At 71.8% G+C, this 26,601-nt stretch carries 24 protein-coding genes; 9 read left to right on the plus strand and 15 right to left on the minus strand.

Annotation, left to right across the window (positions count from 1 at the left end):
- Together IH50_RS0129590 and IH50_RS0129595 are read right to left on the minus strand one after the other, a co-directional pair.
- A partial coding sequence (locus IH50_RS0129590; protein WP_030869255.1) for a M23 family metallopeptidase occupies positions 1-390 on the minus strand: 390 nt, incomplete at its 3' end.
- A gap of 350 nt (positions 391-740) precedes the next feature.
- Positions 741-1,991, minus strand: coding sequence for an arsenic transporter (locus IH50_RS0129595; RefSeq protein ID WP_030868957.1), 1,251 nt, complete (start codon positions 1,989-1,991; stop codon positions 741-743).
- Between the two features lie 128 nt (positions 1,992-2,119).
- Here IH50_RS0129595 and IH50_RS0129600 point away from each other — a divergent pair, with 128 nt between their 5' ends.
- The 3 genes from IH50_RS0129600 (at position 2,120) to IH50_RS0129610 (ending at position 7,247) form a co-directional block, all read left to right on the plus strand.
- A complete protein-coding gene (locus IH50_RS0129600) occupies positions 2,120-5,251 on the plus strand; it encodes a sacsin N-terminal ATP-binding-like domain-containing protein (protein ID WP_030868959.1) in 3,132 nt (1,043 codons plus the stop codon).
- A 165-nt stretch (positions 5,252-5,416) separates the two neighbouring features.
- On the plus strand, positions 5,417-6,196 hold the full coding sequence (locus IH50_RS0129605) for a DUF5707 domain-containing protein (RefSeq protein WP_030868961.1): 780 nt from the start codon (positions 5,417-5,419) through the stop codon (positions 6,194-6,196).
- A 160-nt stretch (positions 6,197-6,356) separates the two neighbouring features.
- The gene (locus tag IH50_RS0129610; RefSeq protein WP_030868963.1) at positions 6,357-7,247 is read left to right on the plus strand and encodes a hypothetical protein; all 891 of its coding nucleotides are present in this window, start codon (positions 6,357-6,359) and stop codon (positions 7,245-7,247) included.
- 10 nt (positions 7,248-7,257) lie between these two features.
- Here the strand turns inward: IH50_RS0129610 and IH50_RS0129615 are convergent, their stop codons facing one another.
- Together IH50_RS0129615 and IH50_RS0129620 are read right to left on the minus strand one after the other, a co-directional pair.
- Positions 7,258-9,663 carry an HAD-IC family P-type ATPase gene (locus IH50_RS0129615; RefSeq protein ID WP_030868966.1) on the minus strand — a complete coding sequence of 802 codons (2,406 nt, stop codon included), beginning with the start codon at positions 9,661-9,663 and terminating at the stop codon, positions 7,258-7,260.
- 154 nt (positions 9,664-9,817) lie between these two features.
- Entirely contained in the window at positions 9,818-10,108 is a 291-nt protein-coding gene (locus IH50_RS0129620; protein ID WP_030868969.1) for a DUF2530 domain-containing protein, read from the minus strand.
- A gap of 181 nt (positions 10,109-10,289) precedes the next feature.
- Between IH50_RS0129620 and IH50_RS0129625 the strand changes: the two genes are divergently transcribed.
- The gene (locus tag IH50_RS0129625) at positions 10,290-11,741 is read left to right on the plus strand and encodes an NCS2 family permease (RefSeq protein WP_030868972.1); all 1,452 of its coding nucleotides are present in this window, start codon (positions 10,290-10,292) and stop codon (positions 11,739-11,741) included.
- A gap of 16 nt (positions 11,742-11,757) precedes the next feature.
- Here IH50_RS0129625 and IH50_RS0129630 read toward each other — a convergent pair whose 3' ends face one another.
- Positions 11,758-11,940: a ribbon-helix-helix protein, CopG family gene (locus IH50_RS0129630; protein WP_037873132.1), complete on the minus strand. Its 183-nt coding sequence runs from the start codon at positions 11,938-11,940 to the stop codon at positions 11,758-11,760.
- Between the two features lie 155 nt (positions 11,941-12,095).
- Between IH50_RS0129630 and IH50_RS0129635 the strand changes: the two genes are divergently transcribed.
- Genes IH50_RS0129635 through thpR form a run of 3 tightly spaced genes read left to right on the plus strand, consistent with a single transcriptional unit; the run spans position 12,096 to position 14,567 of the window.
- On the plus strand, positions 12,096-12,533 hold the full coding sequence (locus tag IH50_RS0129635; RefSeq protein ID WP_030868977.1) for a MarR family winged helix-turn-helix transcriptional regulator: 438 nt from the start codon (positions 12,096-12,098) through the stop codon (positions 12,531-12,533).
- Between the two features lie 33 nt (positions 12,534-12,566).
- Positions 12,567-13,931, plus strand: coding sequence for an MFS transporter (locus IH50_RS0129640; protein ID WP_030868979.1), 1,365 nt, complete (start codon positions 12,567-12,569; stop codon positions 13,929-13,931).
- Positions 13,932-13,946: 15 nt separating this feature from the next.
- Positions 13,947-14,567 carry an RNA 2',3'-cyclic phosphodiesterase gene (thpR, locus tag IH50_RS0129645; RefSeq protein ID WP_030868981.1) on the plus strand — a complete coding sequence of 207 codons (621 nt, stop codon included), beginning with the start codon at positions 13,947-13,949 and terminating at the stop codon, positions 14,565-14,567.
- A 165-nt stretch (positions 14,568-14,732) separates the two neighbouring features.
- Here thpR and IH50_RS0129655 read toward each other — a convergent pair whose 3' ends face one another.
- The 3 genes from IH50_RS0129655 to IH50_RS0129665 form a co-directional block, all read right to left on the minus strand.
- Positions 14,733-15,725: an aldo/keto reductase gene (locus IH50_RS0129655; RefSeq protein WP_030868983.1), complete on the minus strand. Its 993-nt coding sequence runs from the start codon at positions 15,723-15,725 to the stop codon at positions 14,733-14,735.
- Between the two features lie 30 nt (positions 15,726-15,755).
- Positions 15,756-16,358 carry a Uma2 family endonuclease gene (locus IH50_RS0129660; RefSeq protein WP_030868985.1) on the minus strand — a complete coding sequence of 201 codons (603 nt, stop codon included), beginning with the start codon at positions 16,356-16,358 and terminating at the stop codon, positions 15,756-15,758.
- Between the two features lie 109 nt (positions 16,359-16,467).
- Positions 16,468-17,145: a GDSL-type esterase/lipase family protein gene (locus IH50_RS0129665; protein WP_030868986.1), complete on the minus strand. Its 678-nt coding sequence runs from the start codon at positions 17,143-17,145 to the stop codon at positions 16,468-16,470.
- Positions 17,146-17,243: 98 nt separating this feature from the next.
- Here IH50_RS0129665 and IH50_RS0129670 point away from each other — a divergent pair, with 98 nt between their 5' ends.
- Positions 17,244-18,218 (plus strand): hypothetical protein, encoded by a 975-nt coding sequence (locus IH50_RS0129670; protein WP_030868988.1) that lies wholly within the window; start codon positions 17,244-17,246, stop codon positions 18,216-18,218.
- Between the two features lie 164 nt (positions 18,219-18,382).
- On the plus strand, positions 18,383-19,261 hold the full coding sequence (locus IH50_RS0129680; RefSeq protein ID WP_030868990.1) for a hypothetical protein: 879 nt from the start codon (positions 18,383-18,385) through the stop codon (positions 19,259-19,261).
- A 68-nt stretch (positions 19,262-19,329) separates the two neighbouring features.
- Here the strand turns inward: IH50_RS0129680 and serC are convergent, their stop codons facing one another.
- The 7 genes from serC to IH50_RS0129715 form a co-directional block, all read right to left on the minus strand.
- The gene (gene serC, locus IH50_RS0129685) at positions 19,330-20,448 is read right to left on the minus strand and encodes a phosphoserine transaminase (RefSeq protein WP_030868993.1); all 1,119 of its coding nucleotides are present in this window, start codon (positions 20,446-20,448) and stop codon (positions 19,330-19,332) included.
- A gap of 170 nt (positions 20,449-20,618) precedes the next feature.
- On the minus strand, positions 20,619-21,869 hold the full coding sequence (locus tag IH50_RS0129690) for a cytochrome P450 family protein (protein ID WP_030868996.1): 1,251 nt from the start codon (positions 21,867-21,869) through the stop codon (positions 20,619-20,621).
- On the minus strand, positions 21,866-23,101 hold the full coding sequence (locus tag IH50_RS0129695; RefSeq protein ID WP_030868998.1) for a cytochrome P450: 1,236 nt from the start codon (positions 23,099-23,101) through the stop codon (positions 21,866-21,868). Before IH50_RS0129695 ends, IH50_RS0129690 begins: the two co-directional genes overlap by 4 nt.
- Positions 23,098-23,715 carry a GTP-binding protein gene (locus tag IH50_RS0129700; RefSeq protein ID WP_030869002.1) on the minus strand — a complete coding sequence of 206 codons (618 nt, stop codon included), beginning with the start codon at positions 23,713-23,715 and terminating at the stop codon, positions 23,098-23,100. Before IH50_RS0129700 ends, IH50_RS0129695 begins: the two co-directional genes overlap by 4 nt.
- A complete protein-coding gene (locus IH50_RS0129705; protein WP_030869007.1) occupies positions 23,696-24,043 on the minus strand; it encodes a DUF742 domain-containing protein in 348 nt (115 codons plus the stop codon). The genes IH50_RS0129700 and IH50_RS0129705 overlap by 20 nt, the downstream gene beginning before the upstream one ends.
- Positions 24,040-24,447: a roadblock/LC7 domain-containing protein gene (locus IH50_RS0129710; RefSeq protein WP_030869010.1), complete on the minus strand. Its 408-nt coding sequence runs from the start codon at positions 24,445-24,447 to the stop codon at positions 24,040-24,042. Before IH50_RS0129710 ends, IH50_RS0129705 begins: the two co-directional genes overlap by 4 nt.
- Entirely contained in the window at positions 24,444-26,528 is a 2,085-nt protein-coding gene (locus tag IH50_RS0129715) for an ATP-binding protein (RefSeq protein WP_030869013.1), read from the minus strand. Before IH50_RS0129715 ends, IH50_RS0129710 begins: the two co-directional genes overlap by 4 nt.
- Between the last annotated feature and the right edge of the window lie 73 nt (positions 26,529-26,601).

Raw genomic sequence — 26,601 nt, forward strand, 5'->3', positions numbered from 1 at the left:
CTTGATGACGATGGCGTTGCCGTACGCGGGGCCGTCGCCGGCGCCGTTGGGGCCGGCCTTGACGACGGTGCCGCCGTGCGCGGCCATCACGGTGGTGCCAGTCGGGACGGCGTAGTCCTGGCCGCTGTGCTTGTGCGCCCACATGCCGCCGTTCTGGGCGAAGCTCGCGGACAGCTGGTAGCTCTTGACCGGGGAGGTCCAGGAAGCCGTCGACTTCGCGGCGGCCTGCGCCTGGGTAGTGGTGGCGGCGCCGGGCGCGGCCGTGTTCTCGGCGGCGACCGCGGCCCCGACTCCCAGGACGACCGTGGCGCCCATACCGGCGGCCAGGACGGCGGCGCGGGTCTGGTTCAGGGACGTACGGGGGAGACGGGACGTGACGCGCTGGAGCATGGAGACCTCATGGGTGAGGGGACAGGGAAGCCGGCGGCGGAACGGGTCCGTGCCGCGCTGGCTGTTCCTTGGTAACCGGGACCGGACAGAAGCCGCAAAGGTGTGACCTACGACGAAAGGCCGTACTTCGGGCGTGAGACGCACGTCTCTTGACCAGTGGGTCCGTACGGGGCGAAACCCCCCATTTCAAGCCGATCGACCGACCTTGAGCCCTAAATGTCCCTTTTGGGTTCAACCATTTCTCCACTATCCCGGGTAGTACCGGATGGAACGCCTGTGCCGCTTGTCACCCGGAGCCCGATCCGGGACCCGCCTGAATGTGGTGTGGGTCTCCGGGATCTCCGTCCCCTTCACCCGCCCAGCAGCTCCAGCGACACCCACAGCGCCACCGTCGACGCCACCAGCGCCGCCGGGACGGTGGCCAGGCCCAGCAGCGTGAAGCGCCTGAGGCTGACCTCATGGGCGTGGTGGTGGGCGATGCGGCGCCACAGGAGGGTGGCCAGGGAACCCGCGTAGGTGAGGTTCGGGCCGATGTTGACGCCCAGCAGGACCGCGAGGACCGCGCCGGGGCCGGACGGCGCGGCCAGGGGGACGAGGGCGAGGACCGCCGGCAGGTTGTTGATCAGGTTGGCGAGCAGCGCCGCCACACCCGCGACGGCCAGCAGGGACGGCAGTGACGTGCCGTCGGGGAGGACCGCGCCGAGCGCGTCGCCCAGGCCGTGGTCCAGGACCGCCCGTACGACCACGCCGAGGGCGAGGACGAACGCGAGGAACGGCAGGTCGGCCGAGCGGAGGAGCACCACCGGGGTGGTGCGGCGGCGCGACAGGGCCCGCACGGCCAGCACCGTCGCGCCGGCCGCCGCCGCCCACGCCGGGTCGACGCCGAGCGCGGACGCCCCGGCGAACCCGGCGAGCGTGGCGGCCACCGTCACCAGGGCGAAGAGCGGCGGCCGCACCGGCTCCTCCGGCACCTCCGGAGCGGTGGGCACCGCATCCAGGTCGGCGGCGAAGAAGCGGCGGAAGACGGCGTACTCCACGGCGATCGCCGCCAGCCACGGCAGGGTCATCAGCAACGCGAAACGGGTGAAGCCCAGCCCCGTGGCGGTGAACGCGAGCAGGTTCGTCAGGTTCGACACCGGCAGCAGCAGCGACGCCGTGTTCGACAGGTGCGCGCCCGCGTAGACGTGGGGAGCCGGACGGGCACCCATGCGGGTGGCGGTGGCGAACACCACCGGCGTCAGCAGCACCACGGTGGCGTCCAGACTGAGCACGGCGGTGATCAGCGAGGCGAGGGCGAAGACCGCGCCCAGCAGCCTGCGCGGCCGGTGACGCGACCAGTGGGCCATCCAGCTCCCGCAGGCGTGGAAGAGACCCTCGTCGGCACAGAGCCTGGCGAGCACCAGCACGGCGGCGAGGAAACCGAGCACCGGCCCGAGCCGGACGGCCTCCTCCCGCACCGCGTCCAACGGGATCGCGCCGGTCGCGATCACGACACCGGCGGCGGGCACCGCGAACACCGCCTCCGGCCAGCGGAAGGGACGGACGACGGCACACACCAGCACCACGGCCAGCGCGGCGACGGACAGCGATTCGAGCAGCACAACCCTGAATCATCCACAGGGGGCGGCGGGACGTGGACACCGCGTCGCCGCAACGGCGCGGGGCGGTACCTTCGACCTCACGCCGATGCGCCGATGCGCCGATGTGGGGCCGATGAGGAGAGATGAACGTGAGCAAGTTCGTGCGGCCCGCCGCCGAGGGTGCCGATCCGTTCGGTACGGCACGTCTGCGGCGCGGGGTCCTGGACGCCTGGGTCACCAGCCCCGCCCGCTTCCGTGAGGACGCCAACGCCGAGGAGGACCTCGTCCTCGGCGGCTACCGGGACCGCCTCGTCGTCGAACTCGCCCAGAACGCCGCCGACGCCGCCGCCCGCGCCGGCGTACCGGGACGGCTGCGGCTCACCCTGCGCGACGGGGTCCTCGTCGCCGCCAACACCGGGGCCCCGCTGGACGCGGCCGGTGTCGAGTCGCTGTCCACCCTGCGCGCCTCCGCCAAGCGGGACGCGCCGGACCGGTCCGTGGGACGCTTCGGTGTCGGCTTCGCAGCCGTCCTCGCCGTCACCGACGAGCCCGCCGTCGTCGGACGGCACGGCGGGGTCCGCTGGTCGCTGGCCGAGGCACGGGAACTCGCGGGCGACACCGCCCGGCACAGCCCCGGGCTCGGGGACGAGATCCGGCGGCGTGACGGGCACGTCCCCCTGCTCCGGCTCCCGTTCGCCGCCGAGGGCACCGCGCCCGGCCCGTACGACACCGCCGTCATCCTCCCCCTGCGCGACACCGCCGCCACCGGCCTCACCGAGCGGCTGCTGAACGCCGTCGACGACGCCCTGCTGCTCGCCCTGCCCGGCCTGGAGGAGGTGGTCGTCGAGATCGGGGACGAGGAACCCCGGACCGTGAGCCGCCGCGACGAGGACGGCCTCACCGTCGTCGAGGACAGCCGGGAGGGCACCACCCGCTGGCGCACCGCCGCCGCACACGGCCCGCTCACCCCCGAACTCCTCGCCGACCGGCCCGTCGAGGAGCGGCTGCGCCCCCACTGGTCGGTCACCTGGGCCGTCCCCGTGGACGCCGACGGCGGCCCCGCCCGGCCCCGCACCAGTCCCGTCGTGCACGCGCCCACCCCCAGCGACGAGCCGCTCGGCGTGCCCGCCCTGCTCATCGCCTCCTTCCCGCTGGACTCCACCCGCCGGCACGCCGCCCCCGGCCCGCTCACCGACTTCCTCGTGCAGCGCGCCGCCGACGCCTACGCCGGACTCCTCGCCGACTGGCGCCCGGTGACCGCCGGGATCATCGACCTCGTGCCGGGCCCGCTCGGCAAGGGCGAACTGGACGGCGCCCTGCGCCGGGCGGTCCTCGAACGGCTGCCCCGCACGTCCTTCCTGCCGCCGGCCGCCGGGCCGCGCGGGCAGGACGACGACTCCGAACTGCCGCAGTCCCTGCGGCCCCGCGACGCCGAGGTCGTCGAGGGCGCGGGCGCCGACACCGTACGGGTACTGGCCGAAGTCCTCCCCACCCTGCTGCCCGCCGGTCTCGAACGCCGTGCGGAGCTGCGCACGCTGGGCGTGGCCCGCGTCCCGCTCACCGACGCGGTCGACCGGCTGGCCGGTCTGGAGAAGTCCCCCGACTGGTGGCGGCGGCTGTACGACAGCCTCGCCGGGGTCGACCCCGACCGGCTGTCCGGACTGCCGGTGCCGCTGGCCGACGGACGCACCACCATCGGCCCCCGGCAGGTGCTGCTGCCCGGCGCGGAGGCCACCCGGACCGACCCCGAGGTGCTGGCCCGGCTCGGCCTCAAGGTCGCCCACCCGGACGCCGCCCACCCCCTCCTGGAGAAGCTCGGCGCGCTCCCCGCCACCCCGCGCGCCGTCCTCACCACCCCGCAGGTGCGGGCCGCCGTCGCCGCGTCCCTGGACGACGAGGGCCCGGTGAACTGGGAGGAGGACACCCCGGACGCCGAGGAACTCGCCGACACCGTGCTGGGTCTCGTACGCGACGCCGCCCTCGAACCCGGTGACGAGCCGTGGCTGGGTGCCCTCGCCCTCCCCGACGAGGACGGCGAACTCTCCCCGGCCTGCGAGCTGGTCTTCCCCGGCGGGCCGTTCGCCCAGGTCATGCGGGAGGGCGAACTCGCCTCCGTGGACGCCGAACTGGCCGAGCGGTGGGGTGAACAGCCGCTCGCCGCCTGCGGGGTGCTGGTCGGCTTCGCGCTGATCCGCGCCACCGACGTCGTCCTCGACCCGGACGAACTGGAACCGCGCGAAGGCGACTTCGCCGAGCCCGACGACGCGGGCCTGCTCGACGCCGTGGACGTGTGGAGCGAGGACGTCCTCGACCGCTTCCCGGACAGCCCCGTCCCGCCCGTCGCCACCGAGATCGTCGCCGTGCGCGACCTCGACCTCGTCGACGACGACCGCTGGCCCCAGGCCCTCGCCCTGCTCTCCCGCCCCCCGCTGCGCGACGCGCTCGTCCAGCCCGTGCGGATCCTGCTGCACGACGGCACCCACGAGGTCGTACGGCCGTACACCGCGTGGTGGCTGCGCGGACACCCGGTGATCGGCGGGCGACGCCCCGCCGGACTGCGCGCGGCCGGCGGCGACCCGCTGCTGCGCGGCCTGTACGACGAGGCCGACGCGACCGGGTTCGAGGACGAGCAGGTACTGCGGGCGCTGGGCGTACGGACCTCGGTGGCCGCGCTGCTCGACGAGCCGGGAGGCGCCGCCGAACTGCTGGACCGGCTCGCCGACCCCGGCCGGCCGGTCACGGCGGCCCAGCTGCACGCGCTCTACGGCGCGCTGGCCGAGCTGGACCCCGAGCAGGTGACCCTGCCGGACGATCTGCGGGCCGTGGTCGACGGCCGGGTGGAGGTGGTGGACGCCGCGGACGCGGTGGTCGTCGACTCACCCGACCTGCTGCCGTTCACGTCGGGGATGCCGCTGCTGCCCGTACGGCCGGCGCGGGCCGCCGAACTGGCGGAGCTGTTCCAGGTGCGGCGGCTGAGCGAGTCCGTCACCGGGGAGGTGGACTCCGAGGGCACGGAGCACGACGTACCGGAGCCGGTACGGGTGCTGCTGGGGCCGCGCACCCCGGCCTCGTACGTCGAGCACGAGGAACTGGTCGTCGACGGCGTGGAGATCGACTGGCGGCTGACGGACGACGGCGTCCTGCACGCGGCGACCCTGGAGGGCGTGGCCGCGGGCCTCGCCTGGGCGGCGGGCCAGTGGCCCCGGCGCTTCGAGGTGGCGGCACTGCTGGAGGACCCGTCCCGGACGGAGGAACTGGCGCGGGACCGCTGGTTCGACTGAGCCAGGGAAATCACGCACGAATTTTCCACTTCCCGTACAACCATGTGACGGAACGGTGCATCTGATCATGCGAGTCAACAGACTCCCTGATCATTCGGGCCCCGGCCGACGACGAGCCGTACGAAACGACCAGAGCCGGGGCCCCCTCTCCACCATGGGGAACACATGCGTATACGCGCCACCGTGGCCGCCGTCTCCGGCGCCCTGGCCCTCTCCGCCCTCGCCGTCCCGGCCGCCCACGCCGACGAATCCGTGGGCGACACGAAGATCTCCAACGTGGTGGTCAACGGCGGCAAGTCCGTCGTCGTCGGCGCCACCGCCGCCAAGAAGGTCACCGTCACCTTCACCGTCACCGACAACTCCGGCCTCGCCTGGGCACAGGCCATCCTGTTCCACGGCTCGACCATCGAGAAGTCCGACGCCGGGGCCATCGCCGACGGCAACGACGGCGAGGCCAAGTGCACCAAGGTCAACGCCACGAAGTCGAACTGCACCTCCACCTACACCCTGAAGCCGGCTTACGACATCGTCAACGCGTCCGCCGGCACCTGGAAGGTGTGGGCCGTCGCCGTGGCCAAGGACGACAACTTGACACAGAAGGACAACGTCAAGAGCTTCCAGGTCCAGCGCGCCTCCCAGCTCACCGTCAACGCCTCCCCCGAGCCGGTGAAGAAGGGCAAGACGATCACCGTCACGGGCAAGCTGTCCCGCGCCAACTGGGAGACCGGCAAGTACGCCGGCTACACCGGCCAGTCGGTGAAGCTGCAGTTCCGCAAGAAGAGCTCCAGCACCTACACCACGGTCAAGACCGTCAAGACCAACTCCAAGGGCGAGCTGAAGACCACCGTCAAGGCCTCCGCCGACGGCTACTACCGCTACTCCTTCGCGGGCACCTCGACCACCCCGGCGGTCAACGCCGCGGGTGACTTCATCGATGTGAAGTAACCCGACCTCCGATACCGGCAGTTCACCTCCTGGGCATCAGGGTGAACTGCCGGTGCCGTTTCCACCAAGCCTTCGTACGGCGTACAACCAGTCACTCCTGCCACGGATCGGATCATGTGAGTCACCAGACTCCACTGTCACCCTGTGGGGGATCCAACACATGCGCATACATGCCACCGTGGCTGCCGTCACCGGCGCCCTGGCTCTCTCCGCCCTCGCCGTGCCGGCCGTCGCACAGGCCGCCGACGACGCCCGGCCGTCCTTCGGGGCGACCGTCAGCGACACCACCGCCGACCTCAAGGCCGACCTCAAGGCCGACGCGCCCGCGCCCGCCGCCCGCAGCGGCGCCTCCGTGGAGGCCGCCGCCGCGCTCGACGTCACCGTCTCCGGCGTGTCGGTCAACAACAACAAGGACGTCGTCGTCGGTACGACCGGCACCTATACCGTGCCGCTCACGTACACCCTGAACCACACCGGCGACCTGGGTGCTTACGGCACCGCCGCGGTGATCTACCACGGCACCTCGATCGACGACGCGACCTGGGGCTTCGCCTCCGACGACGCGGCCGCCTGCACCGAGGTCTCCTCGACCGCCCTGAAGTGCTCGACCACCGTCACCTTCCTGCCGGAGGAACTGCTCAACGAGGACGCCGGTACCTGGCGCGTCGGCGTCGTCGTGGTCACCGAGGACGACGAGGTGACCCTGGAGAACGTGGGCACCCGCAAGGTTCTGCGCACCTCCAAGGTGACCGTCGACGCCGCTCCGGAGCCGGTGAAGAAGGGCGCGACCATCACCATCACCGGCAAGCTGACCCGCGCCGACTGGGACACCAACAAGTACGTCGGCTACGGCAGCCAGTCCGTGGGCCTCCAGTACCGCGCGAAGGGCTCCAGCACCTACGGCAGCGTCAAGGGGATCAAGTCCACCTCCACCGGCGCCCTGAAGACGACCGTCAAGGCGAGCGCCAGCGGCCACTACCGCTTCGTCTTCAACGGCTCCCCGACCGGCGGCAAGGCCACCGCCACCGGTGACTACATCGGCGTGCAGTAACCCCCGGGGCCTACCCGGCGGGAAAGCGGCGGTCGACCAGTCTCCACAGGAGTTCCAGGGCGGCCGCCGCCACCGCCGCGATGCCGACCGCGGCCCAGGGCATCACCGTGCCGACCAGCCTCAGCGCGAAGAACTCCTGCAGCCACGGCACCACCAGCACCACCAGGAACGCCCCGCCCATCGCCGCCACCAGTCCGATCCGCCACCACGTGTACGGGCGGGCGATGATCGCCAGGACCCAGACCGAGATCAGGAACAGCGTCAGCGTCGCCGCGCTCGTCTCCGCCTCCAGCGCACCCGCACCGGTGTAGTGCTCCCGCGCGACCAGATACGACGCGAACGTCGCCAGCGCGGCCAGCACCCCGCCCGGGACCGCGTACCGCATGACCCGCCGTACGAAGTTCGGCCGCGCCCGCTCCCTGTTGGGGGCGAGGGCCAGGAAGAACGCCGGGACGCCGATGGTCAGCGTCGACAGCAGGGTCAGATGGCGCGGCAGGAACGGGTACTCCACCTGCGAGATCACCACCAGCACCGCCAGCAGCACCGAGTACACCGTCTTCACCAGGAACAGCGTGGCGACCCGGGTGATGTTGCCGATCACCCGGCGCCCCTCCGCCACCACCGACGGCAGCGTGGCGAAGCTGTTGTTCAGCAGCACGATCTGCGCGACCGCCCGGGTGGCCTCCGAACCGGATCCCATCGCCACGCCGATGTCCGCGTCCTTCAGCGCGAGTACGTCGTTCACGCCGTCCCCGGTCATCGCGACCGTGTGGCCGTTCGACTGGAGCGCGCCCACCATGTTCCGCTTCTGCTGCGGGGTGACCCGTCCGAACACCGTGCCGTCGTCCAGCGCCTTCGCCATGCCGTCCGGGTCGGCGGGCAGCCGGCGCGCGTCCACCGCCGTCCCCGACAGGCCCAGCTTGGACGCGACCGCCCCGACCGACACCGCGTTGTCCCCGGAGATGACCTTGGCCCGGACGTCCTGCTCGGCGAAGTAGCGCAGGGTGTCGGCCGCGTCGGGGCGCAGCCGCTGCTCCAGCACCACCAGCGCGGCCGGCCGTACGCCCTCGGCGGCACCGGGGTCGTCGACGTCCACACCGTCGCGGGCCCGGGCGAGCAGCAGCACCCGCAGCCCCTGTTCGTTCATCCGTCCGGTCTCGGCCAGCGCCGGGTCGTCGGGGCCCAGCAGTACGTCGGGCGCCCCCAGCAGCCAGGTCACGGCCCCGCCGTCCGCGTTCTCCTCGAACGTCGCGCCGCTGTACTTGCGGGCGGAGGAGAAGGGCAGCGTGTCGGTGAGGCGCCACCCGGTGGTGTCCGGGTACGCGTCGATGATCGCCTGCAGGGAGGCGTTCGGGCGGGGGTCCGCCGAGCCGAGTTCGCCCAGCACCTTGCGCAGGTACGTCTCGTCACCGTCCCCCAGTACCCGCAGCTCGGTGACGTCCATGCCGCCCTCGGTGAGCGTGCCCGTCTTGTCCAGGCAGACCGTGTCGACGCGGGCCAGCCCCTCGATCGCCGGCAGCTCCTGCACCAGGCACTGCTTGCGCCCCAGCCGGATCACCCCGATCGCGAAGGCGACGGAGGTGAGCAGCACCAGCCCCTCGGGGACCATCGGCACGATCCCGCCGACCGTGCGGGCGACCGAGTCCTTCAGCTCGTTGTCCTTGACCACGAGCTGGCTGACGATCAGGCCGATCGCGGTCGGGACCATCATCCACGTCACGTACTTGAGGATCGTGGAGATGCCCGAGCGCAGCTCGGAGTGGACCAGGGTGAACCGGGACGCCTCCTCGGCGAGCTGCGCCGCGTACGCCTCGCGTCCCACCCGGGTCGCCTGGAAGGAGCCGCCGCCCGCGACGACGAAACTGCCGGACATGACCTGGTCCCCGGGCCGCTTCACCACGGGGTCGGCCTCACCGGTGAGCAGCGACTCGTCGATCTCCAGGCCGTCCGCCTCGGCGCACACCCCGTCGACGACGACCTTGTCCCCCGGCCCGATCTCGATCAGGTCGTCCAGCACGATCTCGGAGGTACCGACCTCCGTGGCCGTCCCGTCCCGGCGCACCGTGGGCCGTACCTCGCCGATCACCGCGAGCGAGTCGAGGGTCTTCTTCGCCCGCCACTCCTGGACGATGCCGATGCCGGTGTTGGCGAGGATCACGAAGCCGAACAGGCTGTCCTGGATGGGCGCGACCACCAGCATGATCAGCCAGAGCACGCCGATGATCGCGTTGAACCGGGTGAAGACGTTCGCGCGGACGATCTCACCGAGGGACCGGCTGCTGCGCACCGGGACGTCGTTGACCTGCCCGCGCGCCACCCGTTCGGCCACTTCCGCGGCCGTCAGCCCGGTCACCGGCGAGGTGACCCCGGCGGGGTGTTCGGCATCGATCCGGTCGCCCGCCTCGAGATGCGTCATGCATTCGACGGTACGTGCGGATCCGGGGGTTCACCCACCCGATCGGCGGAAGATCCGACCGGGGGAGGAGGGCCGTAATGCCGTGGTCGTACGGCGGTGGCGTCGGAACCGGCAGGGTTCGGCCGTACGGCGGTGGCGCGGAGGCCGGACGGGTTCAGTCGGCCGACGGGGCGGGGGAGCGGTCCGGCTCCGGCGTCCCGGCGGCCCGCGCCCGCTTGATCGCGGCGTCGCGCCTGCGGACGTACCAGATGCCGATGAAACCGAGCCCGCCGCCGGCCAGGCAGGTCCACAGCCACCAGGTGTGACCGTGGTCGTCGAACCAGCCGTAGAACGGCAGCTGGACCAGGAACAGGGCGAACCAGACGATCGTGCCGCCGATGATGGTGGCGACCACGGGGCCCTCCAGGGGCTCCGGCGCCTCGTGCTTGGGGGTCCACTTCGCCATGCGGACAAGCTTACGAGGCCCGGCACGTGACGGGGACCGCACGGGGCCACACGGTTCTACGCGCGGAGATAGCGCGGGCGGCGTTATATCTTCATACTGAATCCGTTTGTCTCTGACCACTTTCATTCGTAGAAAACACCAAAGGGCTTCGGGGGGCGCCCGCCGGTGATGAGGTCTCCGCATGTCCCCGTCGGCCACGACCAAGGCCCCCACCCCCGAGCAGCCGGGGTCCGGTGCCGCGTCCGGCGCCCTCGACCGCTACTTCCGGATCTCCGAGCGCGGCAGCACCCTGTCCCGTGAGGTCCGCGGCGGTTTCGCCACCTTCTTCGCGATGGCGTACATCATCGTGCTGAACCCGATCATCCTGGGCAGCGCGAAGGACATGTACGGCCACCAGCTCGACAACGGCCAGCTCGTCACCGCGACCGCCCTGACCGCCGCGTTCACCACGCTGCTCATGGGCGTCATCGGCAACGTCCCGATCGCGCTGGCCGCGGGTCTGGGCATCAACTCGGTCGTCGCGCTCCAGCTCGCGCCGCGCATGTCGTGGCCGGACGCCATGGGCATGGTGGTACTGGCCGGTTTCATCGTGATGCTGCTGGTCGCCACCGGTCTGCGCGAGCGCGTGATGAACGCCGTCCCCTACGGTCTGCGCAAGGCCATCGCCATCGGCATCGGCCTGTTCATCATGCTGATCGGCCTGGTCGACGCCGGGTTCGTCTCCCGCATCCCGGACGCCGCCCACACCACCGTCCCGCTCCAGCTCGGCGGCACCGGTCACCTCACCGGCTGGCCGGTCCTCGTCTTCGTCCTCGGCGCGCTGCTCACGCTGGTGCTGATCGCGCGCAAGGTGCCCGGCGCGATCCTCATCTCGATCGTCGCGATGACGGTCCTCGCGCTGGTCATCAACGCCGTGGCTGACATTCCCACCTGGGGCCTGACGACCCCCGAGTGGCCCGGCAACCCGGTCGCCACCCCCGACTTCGGTCTGATCGGCCAGGTCAGCCTGTTCGGCGGCTTCGAGAAGGTCGGCGTGCTGACCGGCATCCTGTTCGTCTTCACCGTGCTGCTGTCGAGCTTCTTCGACGCGATGGGCACGATCATGGGCGTCTCGGACGAGGCCAGGCTGACCGACGCCCAGGGCCAGATGCCCGGCGTCAACAAGGTCCTGTTCCTCGACGGCGTCGGGGTCGCCGCGGGCGGTGCCGCCTCCGCCTCGGCCACCACCGCCTTCGTGGAGTCCACGGCCGGCGTCGGTGAGGGCGCGCGCACCGGCTTCGCCAACGTCGTCACCGGCTCCCTGTTCGCGGTGGCGCTGTTCCTCACGCCCATCGCCACGATGGTCCCGTCCCAGGCGGCCACCCCGGCGCTGGTCGCGGTGGGCTTCCTGATCCTGGCCGGTTCGGTCAAGGAGATCGACTGGGCGGACCACACGATCGCCATCCCGGCCTTCGTGACGATGGTGATGATGCCGTTCACCTACTCGATCACCAACGGCATCGGCATGGGCTTCATCACCTTCGTGGTGCTGCGCCTGGCGGCCGGGCGCGGCCGGGAGATCCCGGCGGCGATGTACGTGGTGTCGGCGGTCTTCGCCTTCTACTACCTGATGCCGGCGCTGGGTCTGACCTGACCGTGCACGCGGGGGCTCACGTGACCCCGTAGAACCTCTCCGTCTCCTCGACGGCGGTCTGGAACCGCTGGTCGAAGTCATCGCGCATGAGCGTCCGGACGACATAGTCCTGGACGCTCATGCCGCGTTTGGCGGCATGCTCCCGGAGCCGTTCGAGCAGGTCGTGGTCGATACGCAGGCTGAGCACGTCGGTCCCCATGCGCATGAGGGTCCCTGCACACCACGGTGCGCCGCGCCACGATTCGCGGATAGATCACTCGTATGGGTGATGCGGCGTGACAGTGGCCGGGGTCACGGGCGTGCGCGTGCCCCCCGAGTGGTCCTTAGCGAGAGTAATGAGTTATGCTAAAGAACATGCCGGACTTCAGCCATGGCGACGACGCAGCCGCCGTGAACGCCCTCCGATCCGCCGTGATGCGGCTGTCCCGTCGGCTCAAGCACCAGCGCGTCGACGAGTCCCTCAGCCCCACCGAGATGTCGGTGCTGGGCACCCTGGCCCGCTGCGGCCGGGCCACCCCGGGCGAGCTCGCCCGCAAGGAGCACGTCCAGCCGCCGTCGATGACCCGCATCGTGGCCCTGCTGGAGGCCAAGGGACTGGTCCGCCTGGAGCCGCACCCCGACGACCGGCGCCAGAAGGTCGTCACGCAGACCGAGCGGGCCGAGGCGATGCTCGAGGAGAGCCGCCGCAAGCGGAACGCGTTCCTGGCCGCGCTGGTCGAGGAACTCGACGACGACGAGTGGGCGACACTGCGCGCCGCCGCCCCCGTGCTGGAGAAACTGGCGCACGTCTGAGCACGCAGTACAGCAGCAAGGAGGCGAACCCTTTTGAGTACGGGATCCGGAGCAGCTTCCGCCCCCGCACCTGACCCCCACGACACCCCGGCCGCCCCCGACACCCCCGCCCGCAGGACCTCGATGTTCGCCTCGCTGAGGGTCAGGAACTACCGCCTGTTCTTCCTCGGCCAGGTCGTCTCCAACATCGGCACCTGGATGCAGCGCATCGCCCAGGACTGGCTGGTCCTCAGCCTCACCGGCTCCTCGGCCGCCGTCGGCATCACCACGGCCCTGCAGTTCCTGCCGATGCTGCTGTTCGGCCTGTACGGCGGTGTCCTCGTCGACCGCCTGCGCAAGCGCCCCACGCTGCTCGTCACGCAGACCGCGATGGCCCTCACCTCCCTCGTGCTCGCCGCCCTCACCCTGACGGGACGGGTCGAGGTCTGGCACATCTACGTCGCCGCCTTCGCCCTCGGTCTCGCGACCGTCGTCGACAACCCGGCCCGCCAGTCCTTCGTCTCCGAGCTCGTCGGCCCCGGCCAGCTCCAGAACGCGGTCAGCCTGAACTCCGCGAACTTCCAGTCCGCCCGCCTGGTCGGCCCCGCCGTCGCGGGCCTGCTGATCACCGGCGTCGGCACCGGCTGGGCGTTCCTCCTCAACGGCCTGTCCTTCGTCGCGCCGCTCGCCGGCCTGATGATGATGCGCGCCCGCGAGCTGCACGCCGTCGAGCGCGCCCCGCGCGGCAAGGGACAGCTCCGGGAGGGCGTGCGCTACGTCACCGGGCGGCCCGAGCTGATCTGGCCGATCGTCCTGGTCGGCTTCATCGGCACCTTCGCCTTCAACTTCCCCGTCTACCTCTCGGCCTTCGCCGACGACGTCTTCCACGGGGGCGCGGGCGTCTACAGCATGTTCAACACCCTGATGGCGGTCGGCTCCGTCTCCGGCGCCCTGCTCGCCGCCCGGCGCGGCACGGCCCGGCTGCGGCTGCTGATCCTGGCCGCGCTGGCCTTCGGCACGCTGGAGATCCTGGCCGCCGCGTCGCCGGAACTGTGGATGTTCGCCCTGATCATGGTCCCGCTGGGCCTGTTCTCGATGACGGTCAACGTCACCACCAACACCAGCCTCCAGATGGCCACCGACCCGGCGATGCGCGGCCGGGTCATGGCCCTCTACATGATGGTCTTCCTCGGCGGCTCCCCGGTCGGCGCCCCGATCGTCGGCTGGGTCACCGACACCTACGGCGCCCGCGTCGGCTTCGCGGCCGGCGGCGCGGTCGCGGTGGCCGCGGCGGCCGTCATCGGCCTGATCCTGGCCAGGGTCGGCGGCCTGCGCCTGTCGGTGGGCTGGCACCGGGGGCACCCACAGGTGCGGTTCCTGCCACGGGAGCCTCAGGAGACGCTGACGCCGGCGGTCTGACGGCAGACTGGCCCCATGAGACTCTTCGCCGCCGTACTGCCGCCCGAGGACGTGCTCCAGGAGCTCGCCGCCGAGGTCGCGGAGTTGCGGAGGCTGCCCGGGGCGGACGGGCTGCGGTGGACCGGGCGGGCCGGGCGGCCCCGCGGCGGAGCCGCTGACCGGTCCCGCGGCGGAGCCGCTGACTGGCACTTCACGCTGGCGTTCTACGGCGAGGTCGACGACGAGCTCGTACCGGAGCTGACCGCGCGGCTGGAGCGGGCCGCGGCCCGGACGGACCCCTTCGAGCTGGCCCTGTGCGGTGGCGGGCAGTTCGGGCACGGCAGGGTGCTGTGGACCGGGGCGGAGGGGGACCTGCGCACCATGCGGCTGCTGGCCGAGCGGGCCGAGGCGTCGGCGCGGAAGGCGGGCGTGCCGATGGACGAGCACCGGCGCTACAAAGCCCATCTGACGGTGGCCCGCAGCCGGGACGCCGTCGACGTACGGCCGTACGTGGCGGCCCTGCACGCGTTCCGCAGCCGCACCTGGACCGTGGACGAGGCGGTGCTGGTGCGCAGCGACCTGCCGACGTCCGGGGTGCCGGGCGAGCAGCCCCGCTATACGCCGGTCGCCCGGTGGGCACTGGGCGCGGCCCGTTAGGCTCGACGGCGTGGACCCGAAGACCCGTAACCGGATCATGGCCGGTGTACTCGTGCTGATGTTCGTCGTGGTGGCGCTGGCGGCGGCACTGGGCAATTAGCGCCGCCGCCCGGCCGCTGTACGCGGCGCCGGACGATCAGCGCCGCCGCCCGCCCCGTACGCGCCCTACCAGGCGAAGGCCTCCGGCGAAGGACCCGGACCCGGGAAGATCTCGTCCAGCGAGGTCAGCAGCTCCTCGCTCAGCTCCAGCTCGACCGCGCGCAGCGCGGAGGCGAGCTGCTCGGCCGTGCGCGGGCCGACGATCGGGCCGGTCACGCCGGGCCGGGTGAGCAGCCAGGCCAGCGCGGCCTCGCCGGGCTCGACGCCGTGCTTGTCGAGCAGGTCCTCGTACGCCTGGATCTGCGCGCGGGACGACGGATCGGCCAGCGTGTCGGCGGCCCGCCCGGAGGCGCGCCGGCCGCCCTGGACCTCCTTCTTGAGCACACCGCCCAGCAGACCGCCGTGCAGCGGCGACCACGGGATGACCCCGAGCCCGTACTCCTGCGCGGCCGGGATGACCTCCATCTCGGCGCGGCGCTCGGCGAGGTTGTAGAGGCACTGCTCGCTGACCAGGCCGATGGTGCCGCCGCGCCGGGCGGCGATCTCGTTGGCCTGGGCGATCTTGTAACCGGGGAAGTTCGAGGAACCGACGTAGAGGATCTTGCCCTGCTGGACCAGGACGTCGATCGCCTGCCAGATCTCCTCGAACGGGGTGTTCCGGTCGACGTGGTGGAACTGGTAGACGTCGATGTAGTCCGTCCGGAGCCGCTTCAGGCTGGCGTCGACGGCCCGGCGGATGTTCACCGCGGACAGCTTGTCGTGGTTGGGCCACGCCTCGCCGTCGGCGCCCATGTTGCCGTACACCTTGGTCGCGAGGACCACCTTGTCGCGGCGCTCGCCGCCCTTCGCGAACCAGTTCCCGATGATGCTCTCGGTCCGGCCCTTGTTCTCGCCCCAGCCGTAGACGTTGGCCGTGTCGAAGAAGTTCAGTCCCGCGTCCAGCGCGGCGTCCATGATGGCGTGGCTGTCGGCCTCGTCGGTCTGCGGGCCGAAGTTCATCGTCCCGAGGACGAGCCGGCTGACCTTGAGTCCCGTGCGTCCGAGCTGTGTGTACTTCATGGTCGTCAAGCCAACGGCCTGGAGTGCGCTCTATGCAAGAGGGGACGGGTCCCGGGGGAAGGCGCGGGTGCTCACGGTCAGGTCGGCCACGGTGCCGGTCAGATCGATGTCGTCGCCGAAGTCCACCCGCGTCCTCGTGACGTAGTCGCCGTTCTTCGGGTCGGTGTAGACGTAGCAGCGGCCCCGGTAGGGGTCGACGATGACGTAGAGGGGCACTTCGGCGGTCGCGTAGGCGGCCTTCTTCGGGCCGTAGTCGTTGGCGGCCGTGCCCTCGGAGATGACCTCGAAGACGAACTCGACGTCCTCGTACCGCCAGTGGCCCTCGTCGTCCTTCTCGGCGGAATCCCGGAGCATGGCCACGTCGGGGCAGAGGCCGTTCTCGTGGCCAGGGAAGTCGATGCGGACGTCCGAGAACACCTGGACATCCATCCCGAACCTGTCCTCGACGGCCCGCACGATCCGACGGATGATCCCCCAATGAGTGTCACGCTGCGGTGTCATGTAAACGCTGCCCCCGACGATCTCGACCCTGAATCCTTCGGGGACGGGCATCCGCTCCAGCCGCTCGAACCACTCGTCCAAGCGCTGCGTGTTGACGTCGGCCATGGCGATCCTGTCTTCAAGGACGGTCATCGTGGCGCTCCTCCCCGGCCGCCCACGGACGAGTGCGGCCGCGCGGTACAACGATACGCACGGTGAGTAGGGCACGGGGGCGGGCGCATATGCCAGAACTTCCCGGCCGCTACGCCCCCGCGTACGGCCCGCCCAGCCCCCACCCCCGCCACATCGCCTCCGCGAACGCCCCCGCGATCCTGTGCTCGCCGGTCTCGTTGGGGTGCGTGCCGTCGTAGGTGTCCGTGCGGAAGTCGTACGACGCCGGCGGCAGGACCAGCAGCAGGGAGGAGTCCGGCTCGTCCAGGTCGGCGACGGTCTTCGCCAGGAGTTCGTTGAAGTGGGCGACCTGTTCGGCGAAGGCCGGGTCGGACTCCACCCGGATGTTGCGGATCACCGGCATGACGGCCACGCGGACGCGCGGGTTCGCGGCCCTCGCCCCGGCGACGAAGGCGCGGACGTTCTCCGCCGTCTGCTCGGCGTTGGTGTAGAAGCCCAGGTCGATCAGGCCCAGCGACACCAGCAGCACGTCCGCGCGGCAGGAGCGCACGGCCCCGCCGATCAGCGGGGCCATGTGCTGCCAGCCCTCGCCCCAGCCGGCCAGGTGGGCGCGCGGGAAGCCGGGGTCGGCGTACGCGTACGAGGTGGGGGCGTCCGCCGACGGGTCGTGCAGCGTCTCGCGCGGGCCGACCAGCGTGAAGGGGCCGTCGTACGCCGTGCACAGGTGCCGCCACAGCCGGTAGCGCCAGGTGTGTTCGCCCGCGCTCCCGATCGTCATCGAGTCACCTACGGGCATGAACCTGAGCACCCGATCATCATGGACGATCGGTCCGGCCGCCGCGATCCGTCGCCATGTGAGTCCGGACACCCGCCCTGAAGTGCGTTGATCGATGGCACTCTTGGCACATGCGCCGATCCTTCGCCCTGCTCGCCGCGACCCTCCTCACGAGTGCGCTCACCGTGCCCGCCGCCTCCGCGGTCGACGGCGACGAGGGCTTCACCCTCAAGGACCCGCGCATCACCGAGTCCAGCGGACTCGCCGCCTCCCGCCTTCACCCCGGCGTCTACTGGACCCACAACGACCAGGACGACGGGCCCTACCTGTACGCCGTCGACGGCGGCACCGGCGAGACGGTCGCACGTATCGCGCTCTCCGGCGTCGGCACGCTCCGCGACGTCGAGGCCATCTCCATCGGCCCCGGCAACAAGATCTACGTCGGTGACATCGGGGACAACCTCGGCGGCACCTGGCCCCACGTGTGGATCTACGAGCTGCCCGAGCCGACGGAACTGAAGGACCGGACGGTCCGGGCGACGCAGTACGTCGTGAAGTACGCGGACGGCGCCCGCGACGCGGAGTCGATGGTGGTCCACCCGAAGACCGGACGGGTCTACATCATCGACAAGAACGAGGACGGCGGACACCTGTACGAGGGCCCGGAGAAGCTCTCCGCCTCCGGGACGAACGTCTTCGAGCCCACCGTCCCCGTCGACCTGTGGGCCACCGACGCCGCGTTCTCCCCGGACGGCGAACGGCTCGCCGTGCGCGGCTACCTCGGAGGCATCTGGTACGACTGGAACGGCGGCGAGATCCGGCGCGGGGGGCGGATCAGCGTGCCCCTGGGGCAGGGCGAGTCCGCCACCTACACCACCGACGGCAGGAAGCTGCTGCTCGGCATGGAGGGGGCCGGGAGCCCCGTCGCGGCCGAGGACGCGCCCGGAGGCGCCGGAGAGCCGGGGGCGGGCGCCGAGGGCGAGAAGCGCGGGAGCGGCGGTGCCGCCACCGGCGGCACCGGCGGCAACGTCAAGATCGGCGCCGCCGCCGCGGCGGCCCTCCTCTGCGTGCTCCTCTTCCGGGTGCTGCGCCGCCGCAACCGCTGATCAGCCGCCCTGCCCCTGAGGGGCCCGCCCGGCGACGAACACCTCGAGACCGTCCAGGATCCGCTGCAGCCCGAGCTCATAGTCCGGCGACATATTCACTCGGTCGGCTGAACCCACCCTCGTACTGCAGCAGACATGACGGACGCCCAACTATGTTCCGACATATGGTCGGTTCACCGCATGACACGCTGCATCAGATCTTCCGCAAGGAGCCGGATCTGTTCGCGCGCCTTCTGCCCCGCGTGGGCATCACGTTTCCCGAGTACCGCTCGATCGAGTGCCTGGACACCGATCTCACCGAGATCAGACCGTTGGAACGGCGGGTGGACAGCCTCTTCCGGGTGCGTACGGTGGGGGAAGAGGGCGGTTTCCTGCTCGCGGTCGAATCGCAGGGCAAGCCGGCCCAGGAGAAGCACAACAGCTGGACGTATTACTTGGCGTACCTGTACGCCAAGTACCGCCTGCCGCCCGTCCTGCTGGTGGTGTGCCAGGACAGAGCGACGGCGTCCTGGGCTGCGGAACCCATTCGCGTCGGCAGTGGCTTCCACACCAGCATGCAGATCTTCCCGCTGGTGCTGGGGCCGAAGAACCTTCCGCTGATCGCGGATCCGGAGGAGGCGGCGCGGGACATCCCCGTCACCGCCTTCTCGGTGCTGGCACACGCCAAGGACCCCGGTCTGCTGGCAATAATGGATGAGGTCGGGCCGGTCGTGGGGCCCCACAAGGACTGGGCGGAAATCATCGAGGTGGGTCTGGGCGAGGGCCCGGCCCGTGAGTACTGGAGGAAGCTGATGGAGGCGTACACCCCGGTCTTCCCTGGCAACGGCACCGTGATGGAGGAGGCGTGGCACAAGGTCCACGCCGACGGCGAGGCGAGGGGCGAGGCCAAGGCTGTGCTTCGGGTGCTTGGCGCGCGGGGTGTCGAGGTCTCCGACGCGGTCCGGGAGCGGGTGATGGCCTGTGTGAACCTGGACGTTCTGGAGGGCTGGCTCGACCGCTCGTTGACCGTGGCGAGCGCCGAGGAGCTGTTCGCCGGGGAGTAGAGCGTACGGATGCGTGAGGGGCGCCCGGCGGATCGTCCGCCGGGCGCCCCTCAGTCGCGTACGACGGTCTACAGCTGCTCGATGACGTAGTCCACGCACGTCGTCAGCGCCTCGACGTCCGCCGGGTCGATCGCCGGGAACATCGCCACGCGGAGCTGGTTGCGGCCGAGCTTGCGGTAGGGCTCGGTGTCGACGACGCCGTTGGCGCGCAGGACCTTGGCGACGGCGGCGGCGTCGATCTCGTCCGTGAAGTCGATCGTGCCGATGACCTGGGAGCGCTTGGCCGGGTCGGTGACGAACGGGGTGGCGTGTTTGGACTCGTCCGCCCAGGTGTACAGGCGGGTCGAGGAGTCCTTCGTACGGGCCGTGGACCAGGCGAGGCCGCCCTGGCCGTTGATCCACTCGAGCTGCTCGTTGAGCAGGAACAGGGTGGCCAGCGCCGGGGTGTTGTACGTCTGGTTCTTGCGGGAGTTGTCGATCGCCGTGGGGAGGCTGAAGAACTCCGGGACGTGGCGGCCGGAGGCGTGGATCCGCTCGGCGCGCTCGATCGCGGCCGGGGAGAACACGCCGATCCACAGGCCGCCGTCGGAGGCGAAGGACTTCTGCGGGGCGAAGTAGTAGACGTCCGTCTCGGCGATGTCGACCGGGAGACCGCCCGCGCCGGAGGTGGCGTCCACCAGGACCAGGGCACCCTCGTCGGCGCCGGCGACGCGCTTGACCGGCATGGCGACGCCGGTGGAGGTCTCGTTGTGGGTGAACGCGTAGACGTCCACGCCCGCTTCGGCGACCGCCTCCGGGTGGGTGCCCGGGTCGGCGGAGACGACGGTGGGCTCGGCGAGCCAGGGGGCGAGCTTCGCGGCCTTGGCGAACTTGGAGCTGAACTCGCCGAAGGTGAGGTGCTGCGACTTGTTCTCGATCAGGCCGTGGGTCGCGACGTCCCAGAACGCGGTGGAGCCGCCGTTGCCGAGGATCACCTCGTAGCCGTCGGGGAGCTGGAACAGCTCGGAGATGCCCTCGCGCACCTTGCCGACCAGGTTCTTCACCGGGGCCTGGCGGTGGGAGGTGCCGAGCAGGGACGTGCCGGTCGCGGCCAGCGCGTCCAGCGCCTCCGTCCGCACCTTGGAGGGACCCGCACCGAAACGACCGTCGGCGGGCTTGATGTCAGCAGGAATCCGGATCTCAGCCACGACCGGAGCCTAGCGGCTGCGGGAAACCCGGGCGAAACATCGTCCGTCCGCTGAGACGAGCGGTGGGGCGGACGTGAGACGGGTGCCGGGACGAAGGGGGACGGGTGCCGGGACGGAAGGGAACGGGTGGCGGACGGACCGGGGGGAGGTCCGCCCGCCACCCGTGTCGTTCACCCGCCGAGCTTCACCGGAAGCTCGTACAGGTCGTTCTGGGTGACCACCGGCTTGTTGCGCAGCTCGCTCGCCGGGACCGCCAGGTCCAGCTTCGGGAAGCGGGCGTACAGGGCCGGGAGGGCCACGCCCGCCTCCAGGCGGGACAGCGCCGCGCCGGGGCAGACGTGCGGGCCGTGGCCGAAGGAGATGTGCCGGTTGGTGACCTCGCGGGTGATGTCGAAGACGCCGGCCGTCGGGCCGTGCGCCCGCTCGTCGCGGCCGATCGCGGCGTACGACACGATCAGCGCGTCACCCGCCGGGAGGACCTTGTCGCCCACCGGTACGTCCTCGGTCGCGAACCGGATCAGCACGTGGGACGTCGGCGTGGCGTACCGCAGTGTCTCCTCGACCACCGCCGACCAGTCCGCCGCGCCGGACAGCACCAGTTCCCGCTGCTCGGGGTGGAGGGACAGGTTGGCCACCGCGTTGACGATGAGGGAGATCGTCGTCTCGTGACCGGCCGCCACCATGAGCTGGAGCGTGGCGACGATCTCCTCGTCGGTGAGGCTGTCGCCGTCCTCCGACGCCTGGATGAGCGCGGAGGTCAGGTCGTCGCCCGGGTTCTCGCGCTTGTGCGCCACCGTCTCGGCCATGATCCCGGCCAGCTCGGTCAGCGTCGCGATGACCTCCTCGGGCGGGGTCTGCGTGGAGAAGAACTTCTCGAAGAGCTCCTTCAGGCGCGGCAGCCGCTCCTCCGCGAGCCCCATCAGGTCGGCGATGACGTACATCGGCAGCGGGTAGGCGAACACCGCCTTCAGGTCGACCGTGTCGCCGGGCCGGGCGGCCACCTGGTCCAGCAGGCCCTCGGTCAGCTCCGTGATCCGCTCCCGCATCCGCTCCACCCGGCGGGGCGTGAGCGCCTGCGCGACCAGGGTGCGCAGCCGGCGGTGGTCGTCGCCGTCCACGGTGAGCATGGAGCGGGGCGGGTTGGCCAGCCCGATCAGCGGCCAGTCGGGGGCGATCTCGCCGCGCTGCCAGGCGGTCCAGACGTTGATGTCCTTCACCAGGCGCGGGTCGGTGAGCAGTTTCTTCGCCTCGGCGTGGTGGGTGACCGCCCACACCGGCACGCCGCCCGGCAGCGTCACGGCGGCCAGCGGCCCGGCGGCCCGCAGCGCCGCGCTCTCCCCGTCCAGGTCGGAGACGAAGGGGTCGAGGGGGATACGGGTCTGTCCGGTGTCGGTCGTCGTGGTGTCCGTACCAGCCGTCATGCGAGCGAGCCTCCAAGGGCGGGGGTGGGTGTGAACGTGACCGGGAGTTCGGACAGTCCGCGCAGCCACGGCGACGGGCGGCGGGTCAGCTTCGCGGCCGGCACCGCGAGGTCGATGTCCGGCAGCCGGTCCAGGACGACCTCGATGCCGGTCCGGGCGATCACCTCGGCGATCTCCTGCGCCGGGAACGGGCAGCGGTGCTCCCCGTGGCCGAAGGAGAAGTGCGCGCTGTTGCCGCCGGTCAGCGCCGAGCCGTCGGTACGCACCTGGGGGTCGGAGTTGGCGCCCTGGAGGCCGAGCAGCAGCATGTCGCCGGCGCGGACGCGGCGGCCGCCGAGCTGGGTGTCGCGGGACGCCCAGCGGGCGGCCACGTTCTGGGTCGGCGTGTCCTCCCACAGCACCTCGTTCATCGCCTCGGCGACGCTGTTGCGGCCCCCGAAGAGGGAGGCGGCGAACCGGGAGTCGGTGAGCATCAGGCGCAGCGAGTTGCCGATCCAGTCGGCGGTCGGCTGGTGCCCGGCCGCCATCATCACCATCAGGTCCTGGACGATCTCCTCCTCGGTGAAGCCCGAGGTGTCGGCGAGCATCCGGGAGACGACGTCCTCGGCGGGCGCGCTCCTGCGGGCGGCGACCAGCTCCGTCATCGACGTGAACAGGTGGGTCTGGCCCGCCAGCGCCCGCTCCCGCCCGTCGATCATGTCGTTGAGGGCGGTGACCAGGCCCGGGCCCTCCTCGTCGGGGAAGCCGTAGAGCCGGGCCAGCACCCGCACCGGCAGCAGCATCGCGAACTCGCCGATCAGGTCGGCGGTGCCCTCGGAGCAGATGCCGTCGATGAGCTCGTCCGCGAACTTCTCGGCGTATCCGCGCAGTTCGAACGGGTCGACCGCCTCCAGCGCGTTCCCCAGCATCCCGGCCCGCTCGCGGTGCCGCTCGCCGACGGTGTACAGGATCGACGGCTGCCTGCGGCCGATCATCGGCAGCAGCGGCCAGTCGTCGGGGATGTTCTCCCACTGGTTCCACAGCTCGGAGTCGCGGCTGAACAGCACCGGGTCGCCGGTGATCTGGTGCAGCTCGCGGTAGCCGAGCACCAGCCACGCCGGGGCGTCCCCGTCCAGCACCACCGGGACGACGTTGCCGTGCTCGCGCCGCATCTCCCGGTACACGCGGGCCGGGTCGTCCTGGAGCAGGGATCCCTGGAAACGGACGGCGTCGGGGACGGAGGCGGGACTCACACCAGCTCCTGACGGGGGGTTCGGGCCGGGCCGGCGTACAGGGCCCGGATGTGCTCCACCAGCGTGATCAGCACGATCTTGCTGGACTCCCGGGAGCGTGCGTCGCAGTTGACCAGGGGTACGTGCGGATCGAGGTCGAGGGCCTCGCGGATCTGCTGGGGGGTGAAGGTGGGCCCGCCGAAGTCGTTGCAGGCCACGATGAACGGCGTGCCGTGCTTCTCCAGCCGGTCGATGGCGTACCAGGAGTCGTCGATGCGCCGGGTGTCGACCAGGACGACCGCGCCGAGCGTGCCGGAGAACAGCCGGTCCCACAGGAACCAGAAGCGCTCCTGGCCGGGCGCCCCGAACAGGTACAGCACATTGCGGGTGTCGAGGGTGATGCGGCCGAAGTCGAAGGCGACGGTGGTCGCGGTCTTGCCGCTCACCCCGCTGATGTCGTCGACGGCCTCCCCGGCCTGGGTCATCGTCTCCTCGGTGTTGAGGGGACGGATCTCGCTGACCGAGCGGACCATCGTCGTCTTGCCGGCGCCGAAGCCGCCCACGACCACGATCTTCAGGCCGTTGTCGGCCGACGCGCCCAGCGGCGTACGCGTCTCAGAGGTTGCGGAGTCCAACGAGCACCTGCTCCAGGATGTCGGGGTCGGGTACGGCGGCCTTGCGGGGGTGACGGGCGCTGACCCGGCCCGCCGCCTGCAGGTCGGCGAGCAGGATCCGGGTGATGCTCACGGGCAGCTTCAGCTCGGCCGCGATCTCCACGACCGCCGTGGGGCGTTCGGTCAGCCGCAGGATCGCCGCGTGCTCGGACTGCATGCCGGGCACCGGGTCGCATTCGGCGACGACCAGGGTCACCAGGTCGAAGGGGTTGTCGGGACCGGACCGGCTGCGCCCTCCGGTGAGGGTGTAGAGCCGGTCGGGGGAGTCGTCCCTGCCGGGCCTGCTCATGAGGTGCGCGGCTGCGCGGTCAGGTGCTCGCCGAGCTGTTCCACGAGCTCGCTCATGTTGTGTCCGACGAGCCCGGCGTCCGCGTCCTCGTCGGTGATCACGGCCAGGTGCGCGCCCTCTCCGGCCTCCACGATGAACAGCACACCGCCGTAGAACTCGGTCATCGCCGAGCGCACGCCGCCGCTGCCGTCGCCGAACTCGACGGAGGCGCCGTGCGACAGCGACTGGATGCCGGCGGCGATGGCGGCGAGCTGGTCGGCCTGGTCGGTGGAGAGCTCCGGGGTGCGGCACAGTTTCAGGCCGTCACGGGAGAGCACGAGCGCGTGCCGTGCGCCCGGCGTCCGCTCCAGCAGGCCCTCTATCAGCCAGGTGAGCTTCTCGTCGGCGGTCGTCGTGCCGGTCATGAGGTGGGGTCGCCTTCCGGGGTCGCGGGGGTGGGGTGTGCTTCGGGGGTCGGGGCGGTGGTGGTGCCGGTGTCCGGGTCGGCCGTGTCGTCCGGAGTGGGCGGACGGACGGCCTGGCGGAAGCTGCTGAAGCGGGCGGTGCGCGCTTTGGTCTCCTCGGCGGTCGGGGCGGGCCGGGGCGTGGTGCCACGGCTGCCCGGACGGGTGCGCTCCGCCTCGGCGAGGGTCCGGCCCCGGCGGCGGCGGGGCAGGACGAGGGGCGGGGTGTCGGCGGTCCGGTCCGGGGACTCGTGGGTCGGCACCGGGTCGGGGTCGAGGTCGGCGCCCGCGCGGGAGGCCGCGTAGGAGGGGGCGGGGCGGGTGCTCCCGGGGGACGCCGGGCGGTCCACCGGGGAGGTACCGGCGTCGGTGCTGGTGCCGGTGCTGGTGTCGCTGTCGCCCGTGCTGCCGTGGCTGGTCTCCGGTTCCGGCCGGCCGGGGACGGTCTCCGCGCGGTGGCCGGGGCGCTGGAGGAGGCCGCCGGACGTCTCGTCCGCCGGGGCCTGCGAGGCCTGCGGGGCCTTCGGGACCCGCGGGGCCTTCGGGCCCTCGGAGCCGAGTGTCTCGACGAGTGCGGCGGGGGTCGCGGGAACGGACGGGGTACCGGCCGGAGCGGTGGTGCCCCCGGTCGCCGCGGTTCCCGCCGCCGGGACCGGGGATGCCGCGTCCGGCGGTACGAGGATGTCCTGCGGGACGAGCATCAGGACGCCCGTGCCGCCGCGGGCCGAGGGCCGGTAGGAGACCCGCAGCCCGTACCGCCGGGCCAGCCGGCCGACCACGGCGAGGCCGAGCCGGGTGCCGGTGAGGCCCCCGAGTCCGGCGGACTCGCCGGAGACCGCGCGCTCGGCGCGGCGCAGCTGCGCCTCGCCCATGACGAGCCCGCTGTCCTCGACGGAGACGATGACCCCGGCCGGCACCTCCTCGACGTACACGTGGACCTCGGCGGTCGGCGGCGAGAAGTTCGCGGCGTTGTCGAGGAGTTCGGCGAGCGCGTGCATCACGCCCTCGGCGGCGTGCCCGGCGACCGCGGTGTCGCTGGCGGAGTGGACCCTGACCCGCTGGTAGCCGCTGATCCGGCCCATGGCGCCGCGCAGGATGGACTCCATGGCGATGGGCCGGGCCCAGCGGCGGCCGGAGCGGGCGCCGGTGAGGACGGCGACGGAGTCGGCGAGCCTGCCCGCCTGCGCGGTGCGGTGGTCGAGGTGGAGCAGGTCGGCGAGGACCTCCTCGTCGTGGTGCTTCTCCTCCATCGCGCGCAGGTCGGCGAGCATGCCGGTGGCCAGGGCCTGCATGCGTCCGGCCGCGTTGGCGGTCGCGGACAGCGCGGCGGCCCGGGCGCTGTCGGTCTCGCGCAGCCGGGTGGCCAGCCGTACGTTCTCCGCGGCGAGCCGGTCCCGGTCCGCCTCGAGCCGGTCCCGCTCCTCGGCCAGCCGGCCGAGCTCCTCCGCGTGGTCGCGGGCCGACCGGGCGGTGTGGGCGTCGTGTTCCTCGGTGATGAGGCGCAGCTTCTCGGCGTGTTCCTCGGCGAGCCGCCTCAGCGCGGTGGTGTGGTCGTCCGTGAGCCGGGCCCGCTCGTCGGCGTGCTCCCGCGTCAGGCGGGTGGTGTCGGCGGCGTGCTGCTCGGCGAGACGGTCGCGTTCCGCGGCCAGGGCCTCGGCGAGGTGGTTGCGCTCCTGGTCCAGTTCGGCGGACAACCGGGCGCGCTCACGGGTGAGTTCGCCGGTCAGCCGCTCGTGCTGGCGGCGGGACTCCTCCGCCAGCCGGGCGCGTTCCTGGAGCAGCCGGCCGACGTCCTGGGTGACGGCGTCCAGCCGCGCCCGGGCGGCCCGCGCCGACAGGACGGCGTACGTGGCCACCGTGGCCGCCGCGCACAGCAGTACGGCGGCGACCGTCCCGACCACCACGACGGAGCCGACCGCGTCGTCCGGGACGAGGAAGAGGGCGGCGAGGACCCCTGCCGCGGTGACCGCCGCGGTGAGCACCGGGACGGGCAGCAGGCTGCGGGGGGTGGGGCGGTCGCCGGGGAGCAGGGGGGAGGTCATCAATCGGGGTCCTCGGTCGGTTCCTCGGTCGGTCCGCGGGCGTGCACCGTCGTGTCCGCGCGGCCCTCGGGCG

Origin of the sequence: Streptomyces sp. NRRL S-37, assembly GCF_000721605.1 — a bacterium.
Lineage (GTDB): Bacteria > Actinomycetota > Actinomycetes > Streptomycetales > Streptomycetaceae > Streptomyces.